19 protein-coding genes are annotated in these 24,518 nt (G+C 35.5%); 14 read left to right on the plus strand and 5 right to left on the minus strand.

Annotated features, from left to right (window positions below; translation table 11 throughout):
* The first annotated feature begins 343 nt into the window (after nt 1-343).
* Together V7024_RS12915 and V7024_RS12920 are read left to right on the plus strand one after the other, a co-directional pair.
* On the plus strand, nt 344-2,404 hold the full coding sequence (locus V7024_RS12915) for a hypothetical protein (RefSeq protein ID WP_335520538.1): 2,061 nt from the start codon (nt 344-346) through the stop codon (nt 2,402-2,404).
* 141 nt (nt 2,405-2,545) lie between these two features.
* Nucleotides 2,546-4,504: a beta-propeller fold lactonase family protein gene (locus tag V7024_RS12920; protein WP_438824465.1), complete on the plus strand. Its 1,959-nt coding sequence runs from the start codon at nt 2,546-2,548 to the stop codon at nt 4,502-4,504.
* 144 nt (nt 4,505-4,648) lie between these two features.
* On the opposite strand, the gene V7024_RS12925 is transcribed toward V7024_RS12920, so the two are convergent.
* The 4 genes from V7024_RS12925 to deoD all read right to left on the minus strand — a co-directional run bounded on the left by V7024_RS12925 (nt 4,649) and on the right by deoD (nt 8,344).
* Nucleotides 4,649-4,843 (minus strand): DUF3924 family protein, encoded by a 195-nt coding sequence (locus V7024_RS12925; RefSeq protein WP_020060167.1) that lies wholly within the window; start codon nt 4,841-4,843, stop codon nt 4,649-4,651.
* 152 nt (nt 4,844-4,995) lie between these two features.
* The gene (locus V7024_RS12930) at nt 4,996-5,526 is read right to left on the minus strand and encodes a tyrosine-type recombinase/integrase (RefSeq protein ID WP_090915491.1); all 531 of its coding nucleotides are present in this window, start codon (nt 5,524-5,526) and stop codon (nt 4,996-4,998) included.
* A 106-nt stretch (nt 5,527-5,632) separates the two neighbouring features.
* The gene (locus V7024_RS12935) at nt 5,633-7,450 is read right to left on the minus strand and encodes a sensor histidine kinase (RefSeq protein WP_335520544.1); all 1,818 of its coding nucleotides are present in this window, start codon (nt 7,448-7,450) and stop codon (nt 5,633-5,635) included.
* A 186-nt stretch (nt 7,451-7,636) separates the two neighbouring features.
* The gene (gene deoD / locus V7024_RS12940; RefSeq protein WP_035435171.1) at nt 7,637-8,344 is read right to left on the minus strand and encodes a purine-nucleoside phosphorylase; all 708 of its coding nucleotides are present in this window, start codon (nt 8,342-8,344) and stop codon (nt 7,637-7,639) included.
* Nucleotides 8,345-8,732: 388 nt separating this feature from the next.
* Between deoD and V7024_RS12945 the strand changes: the two genes are divergently transcribed.
* Complete coding sequence (locus V7024_RS12945) at nt 8,733-9,506, plus strand: hypothetical protein (RefSeq protein WP_335520547.1); 774 nt, start codon at nt 8,733-8,735, stop codon at nt 9,504-9,506.
* Nucleotides 9,507-9,510: 4 nt separating this feature from the next.
* On the opposite strand, the gene mprF is transcribed toward V7024_RS12945, so the two are convergent.
* Complete coding sequence (gene mprF, locus V7024_RS12950) at nt 9,511-12,084, minus strand: bifunctional lysylphosphatidylglycerol flippase/synthetase MprF (RefSeq protein ID WP_335520550.1); 2,574 nt, start codon at nt 12,082-12,084, stop codon at nt 9,511-9,513.
* A 537-nt stretch (nt 12,085-12,621) separates the two neighbouring features.
* Here mprF and V7024_RS12955 point away from each other — a divergent pair.
* From V7024_RS12955 to V7024_RS13005, 11 genes are all read left to right on the plus strand, one after another.
* Nucleotides 12,622-13,113 carry a DUF3907 family protein gene (locus V7024_RS12955; protein ID WP_335520553.1) on the plus strand — a complete coding sequence of 164 codons (492 nt, stop codon included), beginning with the start codon at nt 12,622-12,624 and terminating at the stop codon, nt 13,111-13,113.
* Between the two features lie 107 nt (nt 13,114-13,220).
* On the plus strand, nt 13,221-14,135 hold the full coding sequence (locus V7024_RS12960) for a superoxide dismutase (protein WP_335520556.1): 915 nt from the start codon (nt 13,221-13,223) through the stop codon (nt 14,133-14,135).
* 130 nt (nt 14,136-14,265) lie between these two features.
* Nucleotides 14,266-15,387: a D-alanyl-D-alanine carboxypeptidase family protein gene (locus V7024_RS12965; protein ID WP_335520560.1), complete on the plus strand. Its 1,122-nt coding sequence runs from the start codon at nt 14,266-14,268 to the stop codon at nt 15,385-15,387.
* Complete coding sequence (locus tag V7024_RS12970; RefSeq protein WP_335520563.1) at nt 15,380-15,976, plus strand: nucleoside recognition domain-containing protein; 597 nt, start codon at nt 15,380-15,382, stop codon at nt 15,974-15,976. The genes V7024_RS12965 and V7024_RS12970 overlap by 8 nt, the downstream gene beginning before the upstream one ends.
* Entirely contained in the window at nt 15,973-16,503 is a 531-nt protein-coding gene (spmB, locus tag V7024_RS12975; protein ID WP_098915351.1) for a spore maturation protein SpmB, read from the plus strand. The genes V7024_RS12970 and spmB overlap by 4 nt, the downstream gene beginning before the upstream one ends.
* Before the next feature lie 290 nt (nt 16,504-16,793).
* Nucleotides 16,794-17,522 carry a 23S rRNA pseudouridine(2605) synthase RluB gene (rluB, locus tag V7024_RS12980; protein WP_335520568.1) on the plus strand — a complete coding sequence of 243 codons (729 nt, stop codon included), beginning with the start codon at nt 16,794-16,796 and terminating at the stop codon, nt 17,520-17,522.
* Between the two features lie 440 nt (nt 17,523-17,962).
* Entirely contained in the window at nt 17,963-18,484 is a 522-nt protein-coding gene (gene resA / locus V7024_RS12985; RefSeq protein ID WP_335520571.1) for a thiol-disulfide oxidoreductase ResA, read from the plus strand.
* 152 nt (nt 18,485-18,636) lie between these two features.
* Nucleotides 18,637-20,259 (plus strand): cytochrome c biogenesis protein ResB, encoded by a 1,623-nt coding sequence (gene resB / locus V7024_RS12990; protein ID WP_335520574.1) that lies wholly within the window; start codon nt 18,637-18,639, stop codon nt 20,257-20,259.
* A gap of 14 nt (nt 20,260-20,273) precedes the next feature.
* Nucleotides 20,274-21,431, plus strand: coding sequence for a c-type cytochrome biogenesis protein CcsB (gene ccsB, locus V7024_RS12995; RefSeq protein ID WP_335520576.1), 1,158 nt, complete (start codon nt 20,274-20,276; stop codon nt 21,429-21,431).
* A gap of 415 nt (nt 21,432-21,846) precedes the next feature.
* Nucleotides 21,847-22,563: a response regulator transcription factor gene (locus V7024_RS13000; RefSeq protein ID WP_335520579.1), complete on the plus strand. Its 717-nt coding sequence runs from the start codon at nt 21,847-21,849 to the stop codon at nt 22,561-22,563.
* 32 nt (nt 22,564-22,595) lie between these two features.
* Complete coding sequence (locus tag V7024_RS13005; RefSeq protein WP_335520808.1) at nt 22,596-24,332, plus strand: ATP-binding protein; 1,737 nt, start codon at nt 22,596-22,598, stop codon at nt 24,330-24,332.
* Nucleotides 24,333-24,518: the final 186 nt, after the last annotated feature.

The raw sequence follows: 24,518 nt of genomic DNA on the forward strand, positions 1-24,518 counted from the left end.
GGAGATTCTAGCCGCTGGAGCTGGACAATGCTTTTGCAGAATTTTGAGGTGGGAGTATTACTGCCCACGAATAGCGGGATAAAAAGAAAAACACTGTACAAACAGGGGGAATGTACAGTGTTTTTCTTTATGAAAAAAGAGGGGTAACAATGTTACTGAGCGTTTGGTTGATTCATCAATTGTTGGATTCGTAATAAATGATAATGGTTATCATTATCAATGTCAATGATTTTTGTATCTTTTTTCTTAAAAAATTTAAAGTTTACAAAAAACGGATTTAATAATATAATAACAACGTTTATGTGATAATAATTATCAGTATCATTCAAAGGGGCGGGAATAGATGAAAAATCCATGGAAAGTGATGACAACAGTTGCTGTTGTTTCCTCACTGTTACTTTCAGTAGGGTGTGCAGGTAAGAAAGAAGAAACGGCAAAAGGAAAAAGTACATATAGTGTACCAGTAACGGATTATACATTTGATACAGCAGCAAATATGTTTGCATATGCAGAATTCGAATTAGCTGGTGAACCGTTAGCAGAAGGTTTAGGGCTGGATTTAGATATTTTAGATGCGAAAAAACGAAATAAACCAACGAAATTTGATTATATAGCTGGCATTGAGTCTTATGAATACTCAGAAGAAGGGATGTATGAGGTAGTAGAAAAATCAGGACTTGGCTTCCATTTGCTTGATGCACCAATTGTACAGAAGATGACAAAAGAAACAAATAAAGAAGCTCCGTCTTGGCTAGAAGAGCGTTTTTATACACTAGCAGATAGTGTAGGATATCCACGTAAAGAAATTTTTGCAAATATGTATCCGACATTTATGGAATATGCTGGTGGTGACCCTCATTATATGCAAAAAGTAGATACGTCCGTATATGCAGAAAATGATGATAATACATATGTACCAGCTTTCCAAATGGATTTTAAAACATTGCGCTGGGACCGTTCGAAAATGAATAAAACGTTAACACCAGCAGCGTACGGTTCAACATTTTTAAAGCAAACATTATGGGCAGGGGATTTTTTAGGTGGTTTTCATACAGTAGATAAGGACGAAGAATTAGAAGCTACATCAAATACGCAAGATCAAGATCCGAATATTCGCCTTGGAAAAAGTAGTGCTGATGGTATGCAAGGTGTTATTTTGACAGAAGAAATTTGGAATAAACTTGCATATATTCGCGATGGTCTATTCTATGATGCGAATGCAAAGCAATTAACGAACGGAGCAGGAAGTAAATATAGCCCTGAGAGTGGTCTTGTTTACTTACCTCATGAGATTAAAGTAAATGAAGATGAAAAGAATGGCATTGCGAAAGCTGGTCAATTAGAAGTGAAAGACGCACGTAGTATGCTTCGCGATCAATGGATGATGTTATGGCCAACTGCCGAATTTTTCGGAATGGCAGATCAGCGTCTGGATAATAAAAATGTAAACCGAGCGTTCCAAGCAGCATTTGACGGTACGCCTTTTGCCAAAGCGGCAACAGAAAATACAGATCTTGATGTAGCGAATGATGTGAAAGCAGATGATCCTTATTCATTGAATCGTGATGTCATGTTACAAGTCTTTAAAAATATTGAAGCAATGCATTATAATAAGGATACAGGTGCGTTTGTTACAGAGCATAGTGGAACAGAACAAGGCAAACGTATTGATACGTTTGACGTAGGTTATATGGTAGAAGCACTTCGTATATTTCAGCGTGCCATTGATGGTATGCCGGTTGGATATGCAAGCGGGTCAGAGGCACAAGGCTTACAAACAGAAGAAGGAAAACGTGCCCTTAATATGATTAAGACGCAAGCAGATTTCTTATTAAAGAATATGAAAACAAAAGATGGTTTTATGGCAAATAGCTATACAATTGGAAAAGGACAAGATACTGAACCTGTTACATTAGAAGCGCAGCTTGGAGCAATCCGAGGATTAACAGCGGCCTTTTTAGCGACGAAGGATGAAACGTATCGCGAAGAAGCGCGTAAACTATATGATTTAGTAGATCGTAAAATGTGGAATAAAGAAGCACATGCATATGAAACGAAAAAAGGTGAAATGAAATATACGCCGTATACAGCTGGAAGTGTATCAGCAGTGTTGCGTGTTGCATTGCAAAATTTAAGTAATACAGATACGGATAAAACGAAATATGATTCATTAGAACAAAAAACGATTACTTCTCGTTATGTTGATTTTTATGAACAAGTAATCAATGGACCTTCATTAAAAGAAGGGATGCAAACAAGTGAGTTTTGGGATACAGGCGATGTTTATATAAAAGGGAAGTTTGGGAATGCTGATAAGGACAATGTACCGCAAATTCAATCAGGTCACGGTAAGTATGGTATTGCCCCAATTCTCGTTAATGTTGAAGTGAAGAAAGAAAAATAAGTTTATGATATTACTAAACCGAACAAGTTGATAAACTTGTTCGGTTTTTATGAAAAAAGGGTGTAACAAGGTGAACTTTCCATCAGTAGGAGATATAGATAACAGGGAATGCTCGGTAGAGTGAGAAAGAAGGGTTAGATAATGAAGCGATTGTTTATGGCGGTTGTATTACTCCTATGTATAGCGATTTTTGCAAGTTGTGGGATGAAAACATTAGGAAAAGAAGAAAAGCGAAGCACTGCTGTTCATAGTAATAACATTGTAACGAGTGCTGATGGGAAATGGATTTATACAGCAAATATTGATATTAATACAGTAACAGTTATGGATGCAAAAAGTAGAAAAGTAGTGTCAGAGATTCCAGTTGGTAAAGAACCGAGACAATTAACAATCAGTCCGGATGGAACGAAATTATATGTTTCTTGTATGTACGATAATAAAGTTGATGTTGTTTCACTTGATAAGAAGAAAGTGATTGAACGAATTCCAACTGAAATTGAACCATTTGGTGTTGTTACAAATCCAAATGGAACGAAGTTATATGTATCGAATTTTCGCTCCGGTAACGTATCAGTTATTGATCTTGAGAAGCAGAAAACAGTACAAAAGATCGAAATTGGTGATCGCCCACGTACGCTTGCAATGACAAAAGACGGAAAGAAATTGTATGTACCGCACTATTTAGAGGGGAAAATTAGTGTTGTAGATACAGAGAGTAATAAAGTGAAGAAAGTGATTACACTTGCATCTTCACCGGACAAAGAAGACCATAAAAAGAGTCAAGGAATTCCAAATACATTAGAGCAATTTGTTATTGCACCAGATGGAAAAACAGCTTGGGTTCCACATATGCTTACAAATGTAGATACACCCATTCAGTTTGAAGAAACAGTTTTCCCAGCTGTGTCGATTATTGATTTAGAAAAAGATGAGGAAATTATAAAGCAGCGGAAACAATTATTCGAAGCGATGAATGTGAAAGATACAAAAAATGAAACGATGATTGTATCAAATCCATATGACGTAGTTTTTAATGAAAAAGGCACGAAGGCATTTGTAGTTATGTCTGGTAGTGAAGATCTTATAATGTTTGATTTAACACGTGGAGGAAATGCAACACAAATTGTAAGGCGCATTCCAGGAAGTAATCCACGCGGTATTACGTTGCTTCCAAAAGAAAACACATTAGTAGTTCATAATGCGATGAGTCATGATCTGGCTTTCCTAGAAACAGGGGGAGATGATTCATATGCAAAAGTGAAAGCTGACAAGAAGACAGTTAAATTAATTGAAAAAGATTCCTTATCAAAACTTGTACGTGAAGGAAAAGAAATTTTCTACAGTGCAAATAGCGACAAATATGCAGCAGCGATTACGGGAAACAACTGGATGAGCTGTGCAACATGTCATAGTGATGGAGAAATAAATGGTTTATCACTATTGACACCAAAAGGGAAGCGAAATGTACCAAGTAACGTCTTAACGACAAAAACTGGTTTGTTTATGTGGGATGGATCACGAGATGATTTTACAGATTATATCCATACCGTACAAGGTGAAATGGGCGGTATGATGGAACTAGATCCTGGAAAAGAACTTCCAAAAGATGTGCAACATATGTATGATGCTTTGCAAGCTTTTTTAGATGATCCGAATTCGTTCCCTGTTCCAAAAAGTCCGTATCGTCACGGAAATGGAGAATTAACATCTACTGCGAAAGACGGAGAGAAATTATTTAAAGGAAAGGCAAATTGTTTAACGTGTCATGGCGGTGATAATTTCACAAATAGCACAAAAGCTGTTGATGAAAATAGTAAATTAACGACGAACAATACAAACTTTCTTTATAACATCGGAACGGCCAATGAAACGGATACAGGTTATGATGGGGATGCACGTGGTGCTTTCCAAAATAAAAGGCAAAAAGGGTACTTTGATCCCCCGACACTTCGCGGTGTGTGGGCGACAGCACCGTATTTACATGATGGTAGTGCGAAAACCGTTGAAGAGGCAGTAGACAAACATCAATATGAAGAAAAGCCACAGCTATCGAAGCAGGAAGTACATGCAATTGCGGAATATGTAAAATCAATTCAATAGAAAAATAGCGGCGTTTGTCCCGCTATTTGCGAATAGTAAGACTCCCACCATCAAGAAGAGAGGTGGGAGTCTTATTGCCTATAATGACAAGTTTGATTCAACTAATAATCAGCCGAGAAAGCGCTTACTAATCAAAGTTAAATGTTAGCGCTGTTCTTTTTGTTGTACGTATTCCTGTAAATCAAATGGTGTAACTTCTTGAATAAATTCTCTGGAAATAAGAGATTGAATAAGGGTACTTTCGGTAACGACAGTACCTGTTTTCTTTTTGTAAGCTTGCTGCAATAAACTTAGCTTTTCTAATGTTTCTTTCGGTAATTCAATTGTTAATGTGTTCATATTTCTCCCCCCTATTATTAGAGTATCACTAGAAGAGGAGAGAAACAAGAAAAGAGAAAGATATATATAAGGTGTTACAGAAAGTATATAAAAAGAAGGTAACTATTTTCGAAATAGTTACCTTCTTTTTATAATCCCTACAGTAAGTATTGTTAAGCAATACCGATGTATTTTAAAGTTTTGGATGGAGTACTATGATCAAAAAAGTGTTGTAAAAAAGCAATATCTACGCCAGATTTATAAGCACAATATCCCCATGTTTTGCGAAGTGTATGCGAGCTAATCCCTTCTAAACCAACTTCTTTTGCCGCTTTGTTTAAAATGTACCAAGCATGTTGTCTTGTGATAGATTTTGTTCCTTTTTGAGATTTTAATAATGGTTCATTGCGCTTCCATACTTTTCGTTCTTTCATATATTGTTCAATTGTATGTTGCAATTCTTCATTTACAGCGAACCATTTATGTTTTTTCATTTTGTCATTATAGAACAAAATAGAATGACGAACATGCTCATTTTCATCGATAACATCGCCAACTTTTAACTGCAATATTTCACTTACTTTTAATCCTGAATTTACAGCTAATACGAATAATAAAGCATCACGTTTTGATGATTGTATTAGTATATCTTTGATTTTTTCTAATTGTTTTTCGTTTTGAATTGGTTGTCCAACTTGTTTCATTTCACGCACTCTCCTCTTTTATATGTGTAAAGGAAAGGATTAACTAGTTATTACTGTAAAGGAAGTGTGTGAATTTCATGTGAACTTCTCGTGAAATTAGGACAAATTATTTGATTACTTCCACTTTTGGCAAATGAAAGTAAAAGACAACGCCATTTTCTTTATTATAAACGCCGTAATTAGCATGATGTAATTCTAAGATATTTTTTACGATGGATAGTCCAAGACCAGTTCCGCCCGTATGACGGCTACGTGATGCATCTATTCGATAGAAGCGATCCCATATTTTATCTAAACTTTCTTCGGGAATCGGCGCACCGTTATTTTCAATTTCAACTTGTACTGTTTCTTCATACTCACTGACAGTTACTTTGACTTGTTCTCCAGCTGGTGTATAGCGAATCGCATTGCTTAATAAATTGACGACGACTTGTTCAATACGATTTCGGTTTGCTTGTACATAAATATTGGAATCAAATGCAAGCTCTACTTGTAAATTTTTTTCTTCGATACTAAACAATAGCTTTGTGTATACTTGTTGAATTAATTCTCCTATCGAAAAGTTTTCCAATTCTAATTTATATGTGCCAGATTCAAGTTTTGCGAGTTCTAGCATTTCGACAATAAGGCGGTTCATGTTATCAGTTTCTTCTAAAATAACGTCAGTATAATACGAAGTGTCTTTACTTACGCCATCTTTAATACCTTCAGCGAAACTCCGGATTACACTTAATGGCGTTTTTAATTCATGTGATACGCCAGAGATAAATTCTTTTCTTGTTTTTTCTAGTTGTCGTTCTTTTTCAATATCTTTTTGTAGCTTTGTATTTGCTACATGTAATTTATCGATTCGGTCCTTTAAATTTACAGAAAGAGAATTAATGCTACTTGATAGACTTCCTATTTCATCCTCTGTTGATATAGGGAGTTTTTCAGAGAAATCAAAGTTAGCCATTTTTTTTGTAACACGATTCATTTTAATAAGAGGATTTGCAATGATTTTCGAGTAATAGAACGATAATAAAATAATGACAATAAAGACGATAATTAACGCATAGACATAATAATCTTTCAAAACAAGCATAGCCTCATTAACAGGCTGCAATGATGTCATTGCAAATGCAAATTCTTTTATTTCTCCATTTGTGATAACAGGTTTAACAAAAATCTGACTTTTGATTTCGTTTTCCCCGCCTAATGTATATGTTGTCATTTCATTCGTATTTGTTTTCCCTAATGCGACCGAAAGCTCCCAATGTTGGATGCCTTGCATTAATGTATCCTTATTTGCAAGGCGAATATCGTTAGTGGAAGGAGTGTGTAATTTTGATATGGTGCCATCAAAGGTGTTTACGTTATTACTAAAATCTTTTGCATATAAGTTTCTTTTGACATCTGTAAGTTGGATGCCAAATAGCTTTAAATCTGAAATGATATTATCATTTTGCCATGTTCTATTATCAGCAGTAGTAATCGCAACCGGAATAATCATATCGTTTTTTAAGATTCCTTGTACACGGATTGGATCAGAAACTTTTAATCCTAAATTGATAAACGAAGAATATTCGGAAATTGTGAACGTATTATTCAATGGAATGAAAAATGTTTTATTGGATTTATCAACAATTTCAATATGATAATTTTTATCATCTTTAATAATGCCATTGCGGTCTAATAGCACGAGTTCAGCGCTTGTTTTTTCATAAAACTCTTGTTTTAACTTTGAGAGTTCCTCGAAGGACCCGTTGCTTTTTTCATATTTGTTTACAAATTTCTCGAAATTAGTCTGGACCGTATGAACTTTTTTATTAATGTAAAATTTCTCTAAAAACAGTGATTGTCCAAGGAAAAAGAGTAAAAATGTAGCAGTAAATAACGCTGATGTTAATAAGAAAAGCTTAAACACAATACTTCTTTTTTTCACTTTTTCACCTCATAAGTTGTAAATTCCATATTCATCACTTTATTATAACAAACGAATAAACACAGCAGGAGAGAAAATCTTTCACATGCTGAGAGAGTTTATTTTAAAAAGTCATATAAAATGAGATATCTATTAGTAGAGGGATAAAAAAGAACTTGCCAGACGTATGACAAGTTCTTATCGGATTTATGATTGAATTGCTGCATCTAATGCAATTTCAATCATTTCGTTAAATGTTGTTTGGCGTTCTTCCGCAGTTGTTTCTTCACCGGTAAAGATATGGTCACTTACTGTTAAGACAGATAATGCATTTACACCGTATTTTGCAGCTAATGTATATAGTGCAGTTGTTTCCATTTCAACAGCCAATACACCGTAGTCTCCAAGTTTTTTTACCATATCCATGCTCTCACGGTAAAATACATCGGCTGTTAGGACGTTACCAACGCGGATGTGTAACCCTTTTTCTATACCAGCATCGTATGCTTTCTTCAATAAATCAAAGTTTGCACAAGGTGCGAAATCAAATCCCGGGAATGTTAAACGATTTATGTTAGAGTCTGTACAAGCAGTCATTGCGATAATAACATCACGAACTTTTACGTCTTTTTGAATTGCACCGCATGTTCCAACACGAATTAAATTCTTTACCCCATAGCTTTGAATTAGCTCGTTTACGTAAATAGAAATAGAAGGAACTCCCATACCTGTACCTTGAACAGAGACACGTTTTCCTTTATATGTTCCTGTAAATCCTAGCATACCACGCACATTGTTGTAGCATGTTACATCTTCTAAAAAATTTTCTGCAATATACTTTGCACGTAAAGGATCTCCAGGTAATAAAATTGATTCTGCAATTTCGCCTTCTTTTGCTCCAATGTGTATGCTCATATAAAATCCTCCTTGTTATGTAAATCGGTATTACTTAATATTACTTCACCTTGTAGTATACACGAAGTAGAGCGTTTACAATAGTGTATTTCTATCTATTCAGCTATTCGGGAGAATAAGATTCCACCTCAAAATTCAGGGAGAAGCAAAGGAAATGGGGGAAGAAAACTCCTCTGATGGAAGTTTCATTTTAGAATTCATTGTACTCGCTTTCTTACATCGGTTTTAGCCTTGCACGCGACAGGAAAAGTGCTGACACCTACTATTCGTAGAGAGTAATTATTACTTACTTCAGACAGAATAAATTAATTGTGCACTAATAGATGTTTTTGTATATGTAATAATCAGAATCGTGTTACAATTTACTTAAAAATAGATAGGTGATTTCATGAAAAATGTAATTATAGCAGTTATTGCTTTGCTTCTTATTGTTCTTGGAGGCTTTTATATGAAAAAATATAAAAATAGTGAAGAAACAACAGGGCAGATACAGCAAGTGAAGTGGCAACTGCATGATATGGATGTAAATGAAATCGCGAATATTATATTTCAATTGCAAAATAAAAAAGGAGCTGAAATTCGCGGTGTAAACGACCACATTCGCATGTTTATTGTGGACAAGCAGTTAACACAATCGTATCAAGTGAGACCAACTTTTGTTGGGAATGGTTCTTACAAAGCTACCTATCAGTTTAAAAAAGAAGGAGAATATACGATTTTTCTATATGAAGAAACAGGAGATACAACCAAACAGTTTGCTGAAAAAAATATAGTGGTAGGAAATAAAGTGGTAGAAAAAAAACAAAATCCAATTGCTGTGGATACGATATTAACAAAAAATATTGGTCCTTACAAAACATCGCTTTTATTTCGTACGCTACATCCGAATGAAGAAGAAACATTAACGTTTCAATTTCAAATAGGAAAAGGGCAAAAGATAAAGTTTCGCTCAAATACAGGAGAACGTTCTGAATTACGTATAGTGGATGAGAGACAACAACATTTTCTATACGTTGTTCCTAATAATGATGCGGAACAATTACAATTTCGCGTTACGTTTCCGAGTGAAGGGATTTATAAAATATGGGGTACTTTTTATATAGACGGAAAGAAATATGAAGAACAGTTTACATTACAAGTTCAGAAACGAAAAGACAGCTAAAAACTTAGCTGTCTTTTCGTTTTCCGATTAATTTTGTTACAGCGAGCATCGTAATTGGTAAGGAATGATTTTTCCGAAATGCTAAATACTTCCCGCTCCATGTTGGTTTATATTTTTCTTTGAAATGTCGCAGGCCGCTAAAGCTATATGTATAACGAACGTTATTAAAAATGGCTGCTGCGACGCGCTCAGACCAAAATGATTGTGCTGATAATCCGACATTAGATAGCGGAGCCATTCCAATATTAAAAAAGTGATAGTTATGTTCTTTTGCCCATTGGAATAGATGAATAAACATAGCATCCATAATTCCGCCTGGTGCGTCAGGGTAATAACGCATTAAATCAACAGATAATTCGCCATCTTGGTATACTGGCATAAATGTTGTAAAGGCAATAATTTTCCCATCAATATCAGAGAGAGTTGCGATGGGCGCACGGTTTATATAATCACGATCAAAATAGCCAAGAGAGAAGCTTTTTTCTTTTTTTCCCCCAAGCCATGCATCAGATACCTTTTTTAGTTCATCAAACAATTCATCTGAAAATGGCGGTTCGTGAATTGCAAAAGTATAACCTTCTCGCTCGAAACGATTGAAAGTTGCCCGCAATCCAGCTCGTTTTTTTCCTGTAATTGTGAAATCATTCAAATCGACAACTGCTTCTTCCCCAAGCTTGAAGAAGTTATAACCAAAATCATGATATAAACTCATCCATTTACTTTCAATTTGATAAAATACACAAATATATCCGAAACGATCCGCATCTGTTAGAAATTCTTCTAAAACTTTACGAAAAGAAGAGGGTTGTCCAATTGGATCACCGAGTACAATAAGACGCTTACCTGCAGGAGAAAATTGAATCATTGCTTTTCCGTCACTGCTGAAAAAGAATTGTTTATCTCCTAAAAAACCAAGGTGACTTAGCACGTTTCCACCGTGTTCATCTAAAAAGTGCTGTAGTCGTGCCCTATTGGCTGGTTGCCCGGGAAATTTATTTTTGAAACGATTGGCAATCAAAGAACCAATTAGCAGAAAACTTGGTACAAAAAAAGCTGCTGCAATGGCACTGCGTTGTACTTGTTTAATATTCCGAACAACAAAATCAGGTTTAAATACTTCTTTGGCTTGTGCAAATTGTACCCCAAGATTTTTGTAAAGATATAATGTAATAAGTATAAAGAGACAAACTTTTATTACATCTGAGAATGAAACCGTCATTTTTTCCCGAACAAACCGTTTGCGAATCATATATAGTACAGTGAGTACGATGAGTAAGATAAAGGTTTCTTCTAAGTCAATTCCTTTTAGTGTATTGAAAATCGCGGCACCGATTAGAGATACCATCGTCATATAATAGGAACGTTTTGTTCCGTGATAAATCCCGCGTGATAAAATAACGAGTAAGATACCAAATGTTAGTGATAAACTAAAGGAAATTTGTATAAGGTGTTTAGGAACTAAAATATGAAGTGCATGAGCCCGTTCAATACTTGTTGGAAAAATGGTAGAAAAAATCACCATAAGTCCCGCGAAAATTGTTAATGCTGCAGATGCCCAAGAACCTAGTTTTCCTAGAAAATCACGTTGCAACGACCAAATGACTCCGGTTGTTTCGAGGGCAGGTGCAATGAACGGTTTGTCTTCAAATTTCTTTAAAGCAGCTCCTGTCATTTCAAATGCTGCAAAAATTAACCCGAGACCAAACGGTAAAATATAATATACAAGGCGGTATAGTAACATAGCAGGGAGTAATACACCTGTATCTACGCCGAATTGTCCAATCCCTGTTAAGAAAACAAGATCAAAGGAACCAAGCCCCCCTGGTACAAGACTCACAACGCCAGCGAGAGCTGCAATGACATATACACCAAGAAATTTATGGAACTCTATTTCAATTCCGAATAGAAGTAAGATGACATACATTACTATGCCTGCTGATACCCACTCTACTAATGAAACTAATGAATAGAGGACAGTTGGATTTTTTTCTACTTGTTGTTCTTCTTTTTTTTGTTTGCGATTTTTTATTTTGGAAATACCTATGTATAATGGAACAAAAAGAGCGAAAAAGATGAAAACAGGCCATAGCCAAGGTTTTTCATGTAAAATAAATCTTGTATCTAATACCCCAATCAAGCCGAGAAAAGATAATAATGCTAGTCCGTTAATAAAGGCCGTTGTCATCCAGGCGATACTTCGAATAAGTTTACCATTTTCCTCTACATAAGGGCGATATAACATAGTCCGTATACCTGCCCCAACAAGACCACCAAATCCTATAAATCCATTGAATGTATTAGCAGTCCAAGAAATACGGAAAATCTTTTTAACTGGGATATCAGCTTGTAAATGCCGCAGCATAACAAAATCATAAAAAAACATTGTAGCAACAGCTAATGCACCGAGCGTAACCGCTAAGAAAAACCCACCTGGTGGAATATGCTTAATCGTTTCAACTGCTTCTCGAAATGAAATACCAGATAGTTCTTTTCGTGCTTGAAAAAACACAATTGTTAATACTACAAAGGGAAAAATAAATTTTCCAATTTGTAATATACGTTTCCATGAAAACGACATAAAGACAACTCTCCTTGTATAAGAAAACTGAGGCAATAGTTTTATTATGACAAACTTCAATAAAAATAAAAAGAAAAATTCATTGAAATTTTAGTTGTAATCTCTATATTTATAAATATTTTCTATTGATAAATTGAATACAATGGAGAACAGATAAGAGCTGTGGTCTACAGTAGCTATAAATATAAAATGAAATCAAACACATCGTTAAACTTTTTACATTTCACCACTTATATACAAACTAGAGTAGAAAAGGCATTGTACGCTATACATGTTCGGTAAGAATCTAACTTCTAAAAACTAAGTAATTCCACTTTATTTTGAAGATTTTTTGAAAGAATTTATTTCTTTTGAAGGAAATCTGTTTTTAAAATCGAAAATCAAAACATATTAATACGTTAAAAGACTTTTGCGTATATTTTGATGAAGAAACAATAATGGTGGTAAGGCGTGTTGTCAAGAGATTGATTCAGAATAAATACATAACAGAAAAATCAACTTTTAAAATTAGCTTAAATGGTAGGGGGAGAAACTAGCATGTCCAATTTAATGGTTGAAAACCAAACGCAGCAAGTAACTGTTTTCTTGGGAGAAGTAATTGAAGTGATGACAAAATATGTAAACTATCATACGTTACCTTTATTATTAGAAGAAACACCAGAAGGCGATGAACAATATTTTGCTGGATTGTTAACTTCAATTCGGCGCTTGCTTGTATTTTGTGAAGAAGGTTTAGATGCTTGCTGCGTATTACTGAATAATACGCCGTTTCGAAAAAATGCAGCGGAAAGAACGTTATATAAAATCTATCATCAAGTAATTGCAGAGTTTTTTTCACCCAAAAATGATCATTGGTATGAAAATAGTCGATCAGCTTATACAGGAAAGAATTCAATTGCGTTTCAAAAGCAACCTCCTTTTTCTATTGAACAAATGATGAAAGAGCTAGAAGGGAAATTTCAAATGTTGCGTGAAGAACTAGAATATTATGAGACAGACTATCAAACGAAAATGATACAAAAATATTAACGACTGTAAGAAGCTAGAGAATTCCTAGCTTCTTTTGCTTTTCGAACCGTCATATACGCCTGTAATTTTGAATACATTTAAAGAGGATATATTGATGGAGGTGTCATATGAGTCAGCAAGAAGTGTTCACTGATTACTTTCATGAAGTTGAAAATTGGTGCGAAAGTGTTCTCCACGTATTAGATAGCCGAGCAACAGAAGTGTATGATGTTCATATGCTTGCATATAAAATTCAAATGCTACTAGATCGGATAAAAGAAAATGAATATGACTACGATGCTGAATTTGTTTATGAAATTAGTGATGATGTCGAACATATTCAACACTACTTACAAGAAGCGTTAATGCCTGACTCAGAACAATATGTTTTATACGAAAGAAATTATGTAGAAGCTTCTGTACCAATTGGCGGACATACTCTACCGCCGCTTCCGTATCCGTATAATGCGCTAGAGCCTTATATCTCACGGGAAATTATGATGCTGCACCACGATAAGCATCATCGTAGTTATGTAGAAGGATTGAATAAAGCGGAGAAGATGATGGCAGAAGCAAGAAAAACAAATCAATTTGATTTAATAAAGCATTGGGAGAGAGAAGCTGCCTTCCATGGTTCAGGACATTATTTACACACTATTTTTTGGAACAATATGAAAAAAGGTGGTGGTGGTAGCCCGCACGGAGATTTATCAAGACAAATTGAAAAAGATTTTGGGAGTTATTTACGTTTTCAAAAACATTTTACAGAAGCAGCAGCGAAGGTGGAAGGTTCAGGCTGGGCCATTCTCGTTTGGGCACCTCGTTCCGGACGATTAGAAATTTTACAAAGTACACTTCATCAATTATTTACGCAGTGGGATACAATTCCCTTATTAGTACTGGATGTATGGGAGCATGCATATTATTTACAGTATCAAAATCGAAAAGAAGAATATATTAAAAATTGGTGGAATATTGTCAACTGGGGAGATGTAGAGAAAAGATTTGAAAGTGCAAAAAATTTACAGTGGATACCATATTAGACGCATCACAATGCGTCTTTTTTAGTTGCCTTTCTATACTTATGCAGTTAGTCCTTCTATCAACTTCCATTCATATTTTAAAGGTCCAAGCATACACTTGTACAAAAAGTTCCAAAAAGGACGTGAATATATGCGAAGAAGATGGATCGTGATTGTACTTATAATAATATGTGCAAGTATGTTGCCACATGATACATATGCGCAAATGAAAAATGTTAGTGCACGTAATGCTGTATTGATGGAGCAACATTCGGGGCGTGTATTATATGGAAAGTTAGAGCATGAATCTGAAAAAATCGCAAGTATTACAAAAATTATGACCGCACTTTTAGCGGCCGAATCAGGGGAAATGAAAGAAAAGGTATCCATTAGTAATACAGCAGTTCGGGTGGAAGGGTCAGCGATTTACTTAAAACCAGGACAGAAAGTACCGTTGGAAGATTTAGTATATGGCTTAATGCTGCGCTCTGGAAATGATGCAGCTCAGGCAATTGCAGAATATGTTGGCGGGAGTATAGATGGATTCGTTTATTTAATGAATGAAAAAGCAGCACAAATTGGAATGAAGGATACACATTTTTCTAATCCACATGGTTTAGACGGAGATGGGACACATTATTCTTCAGCATATGATATGGCACTGTTAACAAGGTATGCCATGGAAAATGAGGCATTTCGTAAAATTTTTGGAACGAAAACGTATCAGTCTAAAGTATGGGACTATCCATGGAAAAATAAACATAAGCTTGTTACTTCTATGTACGAGTATGCAACAGGAGGGAAAACTGGATTTACGAAAAAGGCAGGGCGAACACTTGTAACAACTGCATCAAAGGATGGGCTAGATTTGATTGTTGTAACATTGCAAGCTTCGAGTGATTGGGATGACCATATGTACTTATTTAATGAAGGATTTAAACAATATACAGCAACTACGGTAGTAGCGAAGGGCCCCCTTTCTGAACTGCAAGACAAAAAGTATACAAATCATATATATACGAAAAATGATTTGTTAGTGCCACTAACGGAAGACGAAGCTAAAAAGGTTACATTGAAAATTGAATTTGATAAATCGGCCAAGCTGATAGATGGAGAAAAAGTAGGGCGTGCCGTTGCCTATTTAAATGATGAAGAAGTTGGAGAGCGTAACCTTTTTTATAGTAAACGGAAACTTATTGTGACTACAGGTTTGTTTTGGAAAGATTTTAAAGAAGTATTTTCTCACATGTTAGGTGTGGAAATAGATGGTTAATATTATATGGGTTGCGATGGCGGTAATTGGTATTGTATATGCAATGTTTAATGGAACGATGGATGAAGTGAATAAAGCAGTTTTCGAAGGTTCAAAAAATGCCGTAACCATTTGTATCGGGTTGATTAGTGTTCTTGTTTTTTGGCTTGGTTTAATGAAAATTGCCGAGGAAGCTGGTCTGCTAAAGAAACTTGTTGCATTGTTTATGCCTCTTGTAAAAAAACTCTTTCCAGAAGTGCCGAAGAATCATCCAGCACTGGGTTTTATCTTATCTAATATGATGGCAAACTTTTTTGGATTAGGAAATGCAGCCACACCGCTGGGGATTAAAGCAATGGAACATTTAAAAGAGTTAAATGGAGGAAGAGACTTTGCGAGCCGCTCTATGATAACATTTCTTGCTTTAAATACATCGGCTATTACACTTATTCCCACTACTGTTATTTCGATTCGGATGACGTATCATTCTGCAAATCCAACTGAGATTGTAGGCGTAACGTTTATCGCTCAGATTTTATCTATGATTGGAGCAATTTGGATTGATCGTTATTTTTACCGAAAAAGAAGTAGAAAGGGGAAGAAAAAATGAGCCTCGTTAATACGATTTCTTTATGGGTTATTCCATGTGTGATTGGATTTATTCTATTATATGGGACGATAAAAAAAGTACCGACGTATGAATCATTTGTAGAAGGTGGGAAAGAAGGAATTCAAATTGCGGTATCTATTTTGCCGTTTATGGTTGGTATGCTCGTTTCTATTTCCATTTTTCGGGCTTCAGGGGCGTTAGATGCAATGATACATGTAATGAAACCAATGTTAGATGCTATCCATGTGCCAGCAGAAATTGTTCCTCTTGCACTTATTCGTCCTATTTCCGGATCAGCAGGGTTAAGTATTACAACGGATTTAATTGCCACATATGGACCAGATTCGTTTATTGGGAGACTTGCGTCTACGATGCAAGGCAGTACAGATACAACCTTTTATATTTTAACAGTTTATTTTGGAGCGGTTGGGATTCGGAAAATGGGTGATGCATTAAAGGTTGGCTTATTTGCTGATTTAATTGGGATTGTGTGCTCAATTGTATTTGTTTCACTTATGTTTCAGTAATAAATGTTCATTTTTCATTCAAATTAGACTATAATACGGATACAGCCACTATTAAGAATGTGCTTAATAGTGGCTTTTTTATGGATTATTTTTGACAAAACCGTGAACATTTGTTGTAAGCGAATGGAAGGGAGTAAATCATAATAAAGAGGAAAAATGTATTTTATTCCTTTATTAGCTTATAAAGTTGGTGATGTTGTTTACGGTAAGTAAGGGGAACTGCCATCAAGGCTAGACAGTTGCCAAGTCCTTCTAATGAAGGTAAGATGAATTTGAGGTGAAGAAACGAAATGGAACGACTACAAAAGGTAATAGCACAAGCAGGAATCGCATCGAGAAGAAAAGCAGAAGAACTCATTCAACAAGGTAAAGTTAAGGTTAATGGAAAAGTCGTGACCGAACTAGGAACGAAAGTGAGTGTGCAAGATAAAGTTGAAGTAAACAACATTCCTCTCGAAAAAGAAATACCTGCTTACTTTTTATTATATAAACCAACGGGTGTTATTTCGAGTGTAACTGATGATAAAGGAAGAAAAGTGGTCACAGATTTCTTTGCAGAAATTCCACAGCGTCTTTTTCCAATTGGCCGATTAGACTATGATACATCTGGTTTAATATTGATGACAAATGACGGAGAGTTTGCGAACATTTTAATGCATCCAAAGTACAAGGTTGAAAAAACATATGTGGCAAAGGTAAAGGGTCCGCTAACTGGTGAAAAAATCCGTATGTTAGAAAAAGGCGTTATGCTGGAAGAAGGAAAGACGGCGCCTGCACGTGTGAAAATTCTTTCTTGGGATAAACGTAAAGAGATTGCAATTGTACAATTGACAATTCATGAGGGAAGAAATCGCCAAGTGCGTAGAATGTTTGAAGCAGTTGGATGTAAAGTGATGAAATTAAAGCGTGAACGTTATGCCTTTTTAGAGTTAGGTAATTTACGCCCAGGGGATGCAAGAGAATTATCTCCTCATGAAGTAAAACAACTTCGTGCTCTTGCTTCAACGAAACCGAGATAATACTGAGTATTGGATATAAAAGCTTCTATCAGTAAAGAAATCTTTGCTGATAGAAGTGGATACATATATAGATTCATTTTAATTTTTTGACATCTTTGTCTAGCTCTGCCTCCTAGGCCCTCATGTCTAAGAACCTTCCACACGAGAAGGTAAAAAACACCTTCTATGCGAAAGAACCTTAGCCAACAGGCCTAAACAGTCGGCGCTGCTTTTCTTTATAAGTCGCTGTTATGCAGAAAAATACATGATTGCTACTTGCTTTCTCCCTTTGTTTTAAACCTTGCATGTGGCAGGAAAAGGACCTGACCGCTTCTATGCATGGCCAGATCCTCTTGCCCACCTAAAAAGAAGGGTTTTATGTCGGTTTTTCAATAGGTATTTTTATAGAAAAGTTTAGTATGTGCTAAACTTCTTTATTCAGTTAAGGAAGGAGAGACACCATGAAGAAAAATAGACTATTATTTCGCATAATTATTTTGCTCCTATTAGGAGGGGCATTAGGGTTTACATTATATCAAAACTTTTTTGTTGATAAAGAGAAAGTGCAAGTAGGAAAAGAAGCACCAAACTTCGTTGCTACGGATTTAGAAGGTAAAAAGATTACGTTAAAAGAATTGAAAGGAAAAGGGATATTTTTAAATTTCTGGGGAACCTGGTGTAAACCTTGCGAGAAAGAAATGCCATATATGAATGAATTGTATCCGAAATATAAGGAAAAAGGTGTTGAAATATTGGCATTAGATGCAGACGAAACAGAACTCGCAGTGAAAAATTTTGTGAGTCAATATGGGCTGAAATTTCCTGTAGCCGTTGATAAAGGACAAGAAATTTTAAATACATATGGTGTAGGTCCACTACCGACAACGTTTTTAATTGATAAGGATGGCAAGATTATCGAAAAAATTACAGGTACACAATCGAAAGAACAAATGGAAGAATATTTAAAGAAAATTACTCCTTAAATGAGAAGAGTATAGAAAATCTATTAGGGCTCTTCGTCAGCCGAGGTGCTGTACATGGACTTTCAGTACCTATCATGAGATTTCTGAGTATTTCGTTAATTTACTTAAAAAACACAGATACATAGAAATTAAGAAAAAAGGCGGTGGAAAATTTGGGACAAGTAAAATGTGATTGTGGTCATGTAAACCCAATCGGTACAGTTTTTTGTGAAGCTTGCGGAAAGCCTTTTGAAGATGAGCAGGATACAAAATTACTAGATATGCGATATGAAGGGAGCGCGCGGCGTTCTATTACGCAAACAAAAACAGTGGTAGATAAAATTTGGAGCTTTTTTTCTTCCGTAAAAGTTGGAATATGGTTTATTGTTATTACACTTATCGCGTCTGGGATTGGAACGATTTTTCCGCAAGAAATGTATATTCCACCAACTGTTACGCCAGGAGAATATTATGAACAGCAGTATGGTTTCCTTGGGAAATTGTATTATCAATTAGGATTTAATAATTTATATAGTTCCTGGTGGTATATGATTTTGATAGCATCTATTGGGATTTCTCTTGTTATATGTAGTTTAGATCGTGTTGTTCCTTTATATAAGGCGCTCAAAAAACAAAGGGTAACAAGACATCCGAGTTTTTTAAAAAGACAGCGCTTATATGGAACAGCACTTGCGACAAAAGAAGAGATTGAATGTGTGAAAGAGAACTTGAAAAAGAGAAAATATAATATTCAAGTGGAAGGAGATAATATTCTAGCAGAAAAAGGTCGTTTTTCACGCTGGGGTCCATATGTAAATCATATTGGTCTTATTATTTTCTTATTTGGAACGATGCTTCGTTTTGTCCCTGGTATGTATGTAGATGCATCGCTTTGGCTTCGTGAAGGTGAAACGAAAGAAATTCCTGGAACAGACGGAAATTATTATTTGAAAAATGAAAAATTTATTAAAGAAGTTTATGATAAAAGTAAAGAAAATGAAGTGTTTAATGATGCGATTGATCGAGTTGGAAATAAGATGATTGCGAAAAACTATCAAACAAATGCTGTATTGTATAAAGTGGTCGGGAAAAGTGTTGCTGGTGAAGAGCCGAAGCTTGAGAAAGTGAAAGAGTATAACATTCGAGTAAATGACCCTCTTAAATTTGATGACTATGCTCTGTACCAAGTTGATTTTAAAGAAGGCGAATTTAGTAAAATGTCTTTCTTTTTAAAAAAGAAAGAAGGCGGTCAAGAATGGGGTCCGATTACAGTTGATCTAGCAAATCCAAAAGAAACATACGATTTAGGAAATGGATATTCTCTGCATTTGTTAAGTTATTTTCCTGATTTTTACTTTGATGAAAGCGGAAAGCCAAATACAAAAACGAAGATTCCTAATAATCCTGCTTTTGTCTTTAAAATGTTTACGCCTGAAATGCCAAATGGAGAAGTGAGTTTTGTTGGAATTCAACAAAATATCGAGCCTGAAGGAAACAACTTATACAAAATGTCTTTTGCAGGTGTAGAAATGCGCAACGTTACAGCACTTACTGTTCGGAAAGATTTAACACTTTGGGTGATCGCTTTAGGAGGCTTTATTTTTATGGTAGGTGTCATCCAGGGGATGTATTGGAATCATCGTCGTATTTGGGTGCAGCGTGTTGAAAATGAATGGTGGATTGCTGGTCATACAAATAAAAATTGGTATGGTTTGCGAAAAGAGATCGAAAAAGTGCTAGAAGGGACAAATATTCCACAGCCAAACGATAAAGTAAATGAGAAAAAAATTAGTTGAGGTGGGGAGAGAATATGGTAGAAATAAGTAGTAATTTCTTATTTACTGCTTTCGTATTGTATTTAGTTGCAACACTGTTCTTTGGGGGAGCGATAAAAGAAAAAGGGCGAAAGTGGGCAAACGTCGGGATAACCATCACAATTTTAGGCTTTACTGCTCAGTCAGTATATTTTATTACGAGATGGATTGCATCAGGGCATGCACCGGTTAGTAATTTTTTTGAGTTTGGTACATTTTTCGGTATGATGATGGTCGGTGCGTTTATTATTATTTATTTTATGTATCGGACAAGTATACTTGGCTTATTTGCGCTTCCAGTTGCTATTTTACTAATAGCCTACGCAAGTATGTTTCCAAGAGAAATTAATCCGCTTATTCCATCGTTAAAAAGTAACTGGCTTCATATTCATGTAACAACAGCAGCGGCTGGACAAGCTATTTTATCGATTAGTTTTATTACGGGAGTTATATATTTACTAAAAAATGTGGACCAGTCAAAAAAAAGCAAGCAAACATTTTGGCTGGAAGGAGTTATTTTTTCGCTTGTTTGTGTAATTGGATTTATAGTAGCAACAACTGCTTTTTCAAGTGTACAGTATGAAGCGAAGTTCCAATGGATGAATAAAAATGAGCAACAAGCAGAAATGATATATAATTTACCTGCTTTAGTCGGTCCTCATGAAGGAAAGTTAGTTACAGCTGAAAAATTTGAGCCTGTAATAGAAACACCAGCTATTATCAATGCGAAAAAATTAAACACTGTGATTTGGTCAGTATTTGTAGGAACGGGGCTCTATATTCTCCTAAGATTAATTTTACGAAAACGAGTAGCAGCAGCGATTCAACCTGCACTGCAGAAAGTTGATAGTGAGTTACTTGATGAAATTGGATATCGTTCTGTCGCAATTGGATTCCCAGTCTTTACGTTAGGTGCATTAATTTTTGCGATGATATGGGCACAAATTGCATGGACACGTTTTTGGGGATGGGATCCAAAAGAGGTTTGGGCACTTATTACTTGGCTCTTTTATGCAGCGTTTTTACATTTACGCTTATCGAAAGGGTGGCACGGTGAAAAATCAGCTTGGCTTGCAGTAATTGGCTTTGCAATTATTATGTTTAACTTTGTAGCAGTGAACTTAGTGATTGCAGGTTTGCATTCGTATGCATAACAAGTATTGGAGTTCAACGAATTCTATTGTGTAGTTCATTATTGCGGTATAAAATAGGAAGGTGACTGTCACTTTCCTATTTTAATTTTGTTAAATTTTTTTCTTTTTTGAGAAAAACATGACAAAGTATAGAGTGATTTTGTAAAATGATGTCGAGGACAAATTGTATAGTTCAGAGAAAATACATATTTTCGGAAAAAACATGAACATATTTTGTTATTTATGTGAAACATAATGCAAGGGTGAACTTTCTAATCATGGCGAGGTTTGTCTGTGAAAAGTTATTTCGCTTTAACGGGAAATTACGGCTAGCATGTGTCCTATTAATTTAACTAATTCTCATAAGGAAAGTTTGACTGTATTGAAGAAAGGTAGGTGTGAACCGTTGTGACGTGTATGTGTACAGCGGATAGCTATGGAAAATGAACTAAAGATTTTAATTGTAGATGATGAAGATCGTATCCGTCGTTTGTTAAAAATGTATTTAGAGAGAGAGCAGTACATCATTGATGAAGCTGACAACGGAGAAACGGCTTTAGAAAAAGCCTTGCAAATTGATTATGATCTTATCCTTTTAGATATTATGATGCCTGGAATAGATGGTATTGAAGTTTGTAAAGGGATTCGTGAGAAAAAAGCAACACCAATTATTATGCTAACGGCAAAAGGAGAAGAAATAAATCGAGTGCAAGGATTTGAAGTGGGTACAGATGATTATATCGTAAAACCGTTTAGCCCGCGTGAAGTTGTGTTGCGTGTAAAAGCCGTACTCCGTCGTTCCGTTACAACAACATTCTTTACGCAAGATACAACAACAAAAGATGTTATTGTATTCCCACACTTAACAATTGATAATGATGCACATCGTGTTACAGCGGACGGAGAAGAAGTGAATTTAACACCAAAAGAATATGAATTATTACTATTTTTAGCGAAGGCACCGGATAAAGTGTTTGACCGTGAACAATTATTAAAAGAAGTATGGCAGTATGAATTTTTCGGTGATTTACGTACGGTTGATACGCACGTAAAGCGTTTGCGTGAGAAATTAAGTAAAAAATCAGCAAGTGCAGCGAAAATGATTGTAACAGTATGGGGTGTTGGTTACAAGTTTGAGGTTGTGAACGATTGATGCTTTGGAAAAGTGTTGTTGGAAAACTATGGATGACCATTTTACTCCTCGTTTCTTTCGTCTTGGGCTTTGTCGCTATTTTACTTTCTCAGTTTTTCGACAATTATTATGTGACAATGGGAGAAACGAGGCTGACAAATGTTGCAACGAGCGTTTCTGAATTAATAGAAGAGGGAGCGGATGAGAAGACGATAGAACATATCGCATATAAATTCGCTGACCCTCTTTCGCGGATTATTATTATTAAAGAGGATGACAAAGTATCTGCTTCTCCGACTCAACGAGGATTGGTAACATTAACATTAGATGATTTAAAACATGACAAAGAGTTGCAAGCTGTATTTACAGAGCGTAAAAAGGTACAAAAAATAAAAAGCGTCCCAGATGAAAAAAACAAGAAGAATCATGAAAATGATATTATGGTCGTTGGTGTTCCGTTAAAGTCATCAAAAGATGGTGCAGTTTTTGTATACCAATCGTTACAAGTACCAAAACAGGGAATAGAAAAATCGACAGATTTTATCTTTTTATCTGCGGGGATTGCAATTATTTTAACAACATTCTTTGCGTTTTTCTTATCAACCCGAATTACAGCACCGCTTCGTAAAATGCGTGAAGTAGCTTTTGAAGTAGCGCGCGGGAAATTTGATGCGAAGGTACCAACGGTTTCGCAAGATGAAATCGGTGAATTGGCAACAGCTTTAAATCAAATGGGGAAACAATTAAAGTTTAATATTAATGCCCTGCAGCAAGAAAAAGAACAGCTTTCTAGCATTTTAAGTAGTATGGCCGATGGTGTTATTACGTTAAATCAAGAAGGAGAAGTTGTTGTAATTAATCCGCCAGCAGAGCGTTTCTTACAAGTATGGCATGAAGAAAAAGAGATAGAGGTAAGTGTAAGTTTGCCATCTGAGCTTGTTGAATTGTTCCATTCAGTTGTAGAAAGTGAACAGCAACAAGTTGTGGAAATTAATTTAGAAAAAGGGAATTATGTTGTATTGATGACACCGCTATACAATCAGACAAAAATTCGAGGGGCTGTTGCAGTACTTCGTGATATGACAGAAGAGCGCCGTCTAGAAAAAATGCGGAAAGATTTTATTGCAAATGTCTCGCATGAATTACGTACACCGATGGTTATGCTTCAAGGATATAGTGAAGCAATTTTAGATGATATTGTTCAAACGAAAGAAGAAGTGCACGAATTTGTGCAAATCATTTATGATGAATCTGTCCGATTAGGGCGTCTTGTGAATGAGTTATTAGATTTAGCTCGAATGGAGAGCGGTCATGTAGAATTACATATATCAGAGGTAGATGTCGTTCCATTTGTTGAAAAGATTGCACGGAAGTTTCAAGGAATAGCAAAGGAAAAAGAGGTTCAATTACTCGTTGATTTTCGAACTTCCATAAAACAGCATTCTTTTGATCCTGATCGAATGGAACAAGTGTTAACAAATTTAATTGATAATGCGTTGAGGCATACAAATACCGGTGGTAAAGTATCGCTTATTATTGATGAGAAAAATAACGGAATTGTATTCGAAGTTTCAGATTCTGGGGTTGGTATTCCAGAAGAGGATATTCCGTTCTTATTTGAGCGTTTTTATAAAGCAGATAAAGCTCGTACACGCGGGAAAGCAGGTGGTACAGGCTTAGGACTTGCAATTGCCAAAAACATTGTGCGAGGACATGAGGGTAAAATAACAGTGTCGAGTGTGGTAGGTGAGGGTACAACATTCTCTGTATATTTACCATCAGAAGTATGATGAAAAGCTTATCTTTTTGATAAGCTTTTTTTATAGAGTGAAACAATGAGTAGTAGGGGCTGAATTCTCTAATGAGTACCAATTGAATTTTTATGGGTAAGTATCTCTAGTCTATATAAATCCAAATTAAAAAGCGACATAAAACCATCTTTTTTTTAGGTGGGCGAGAGCATCTGGCCATGCATA

The organism is Bacillus sp. JJ864, assembly GCF_036963045.1.
GTDB lineage: Bacteria > Bacillota > Bacilli > Bacillales > Bacillaceae_G > Bacillus_A > Bacillus_A pseudomycoides_C.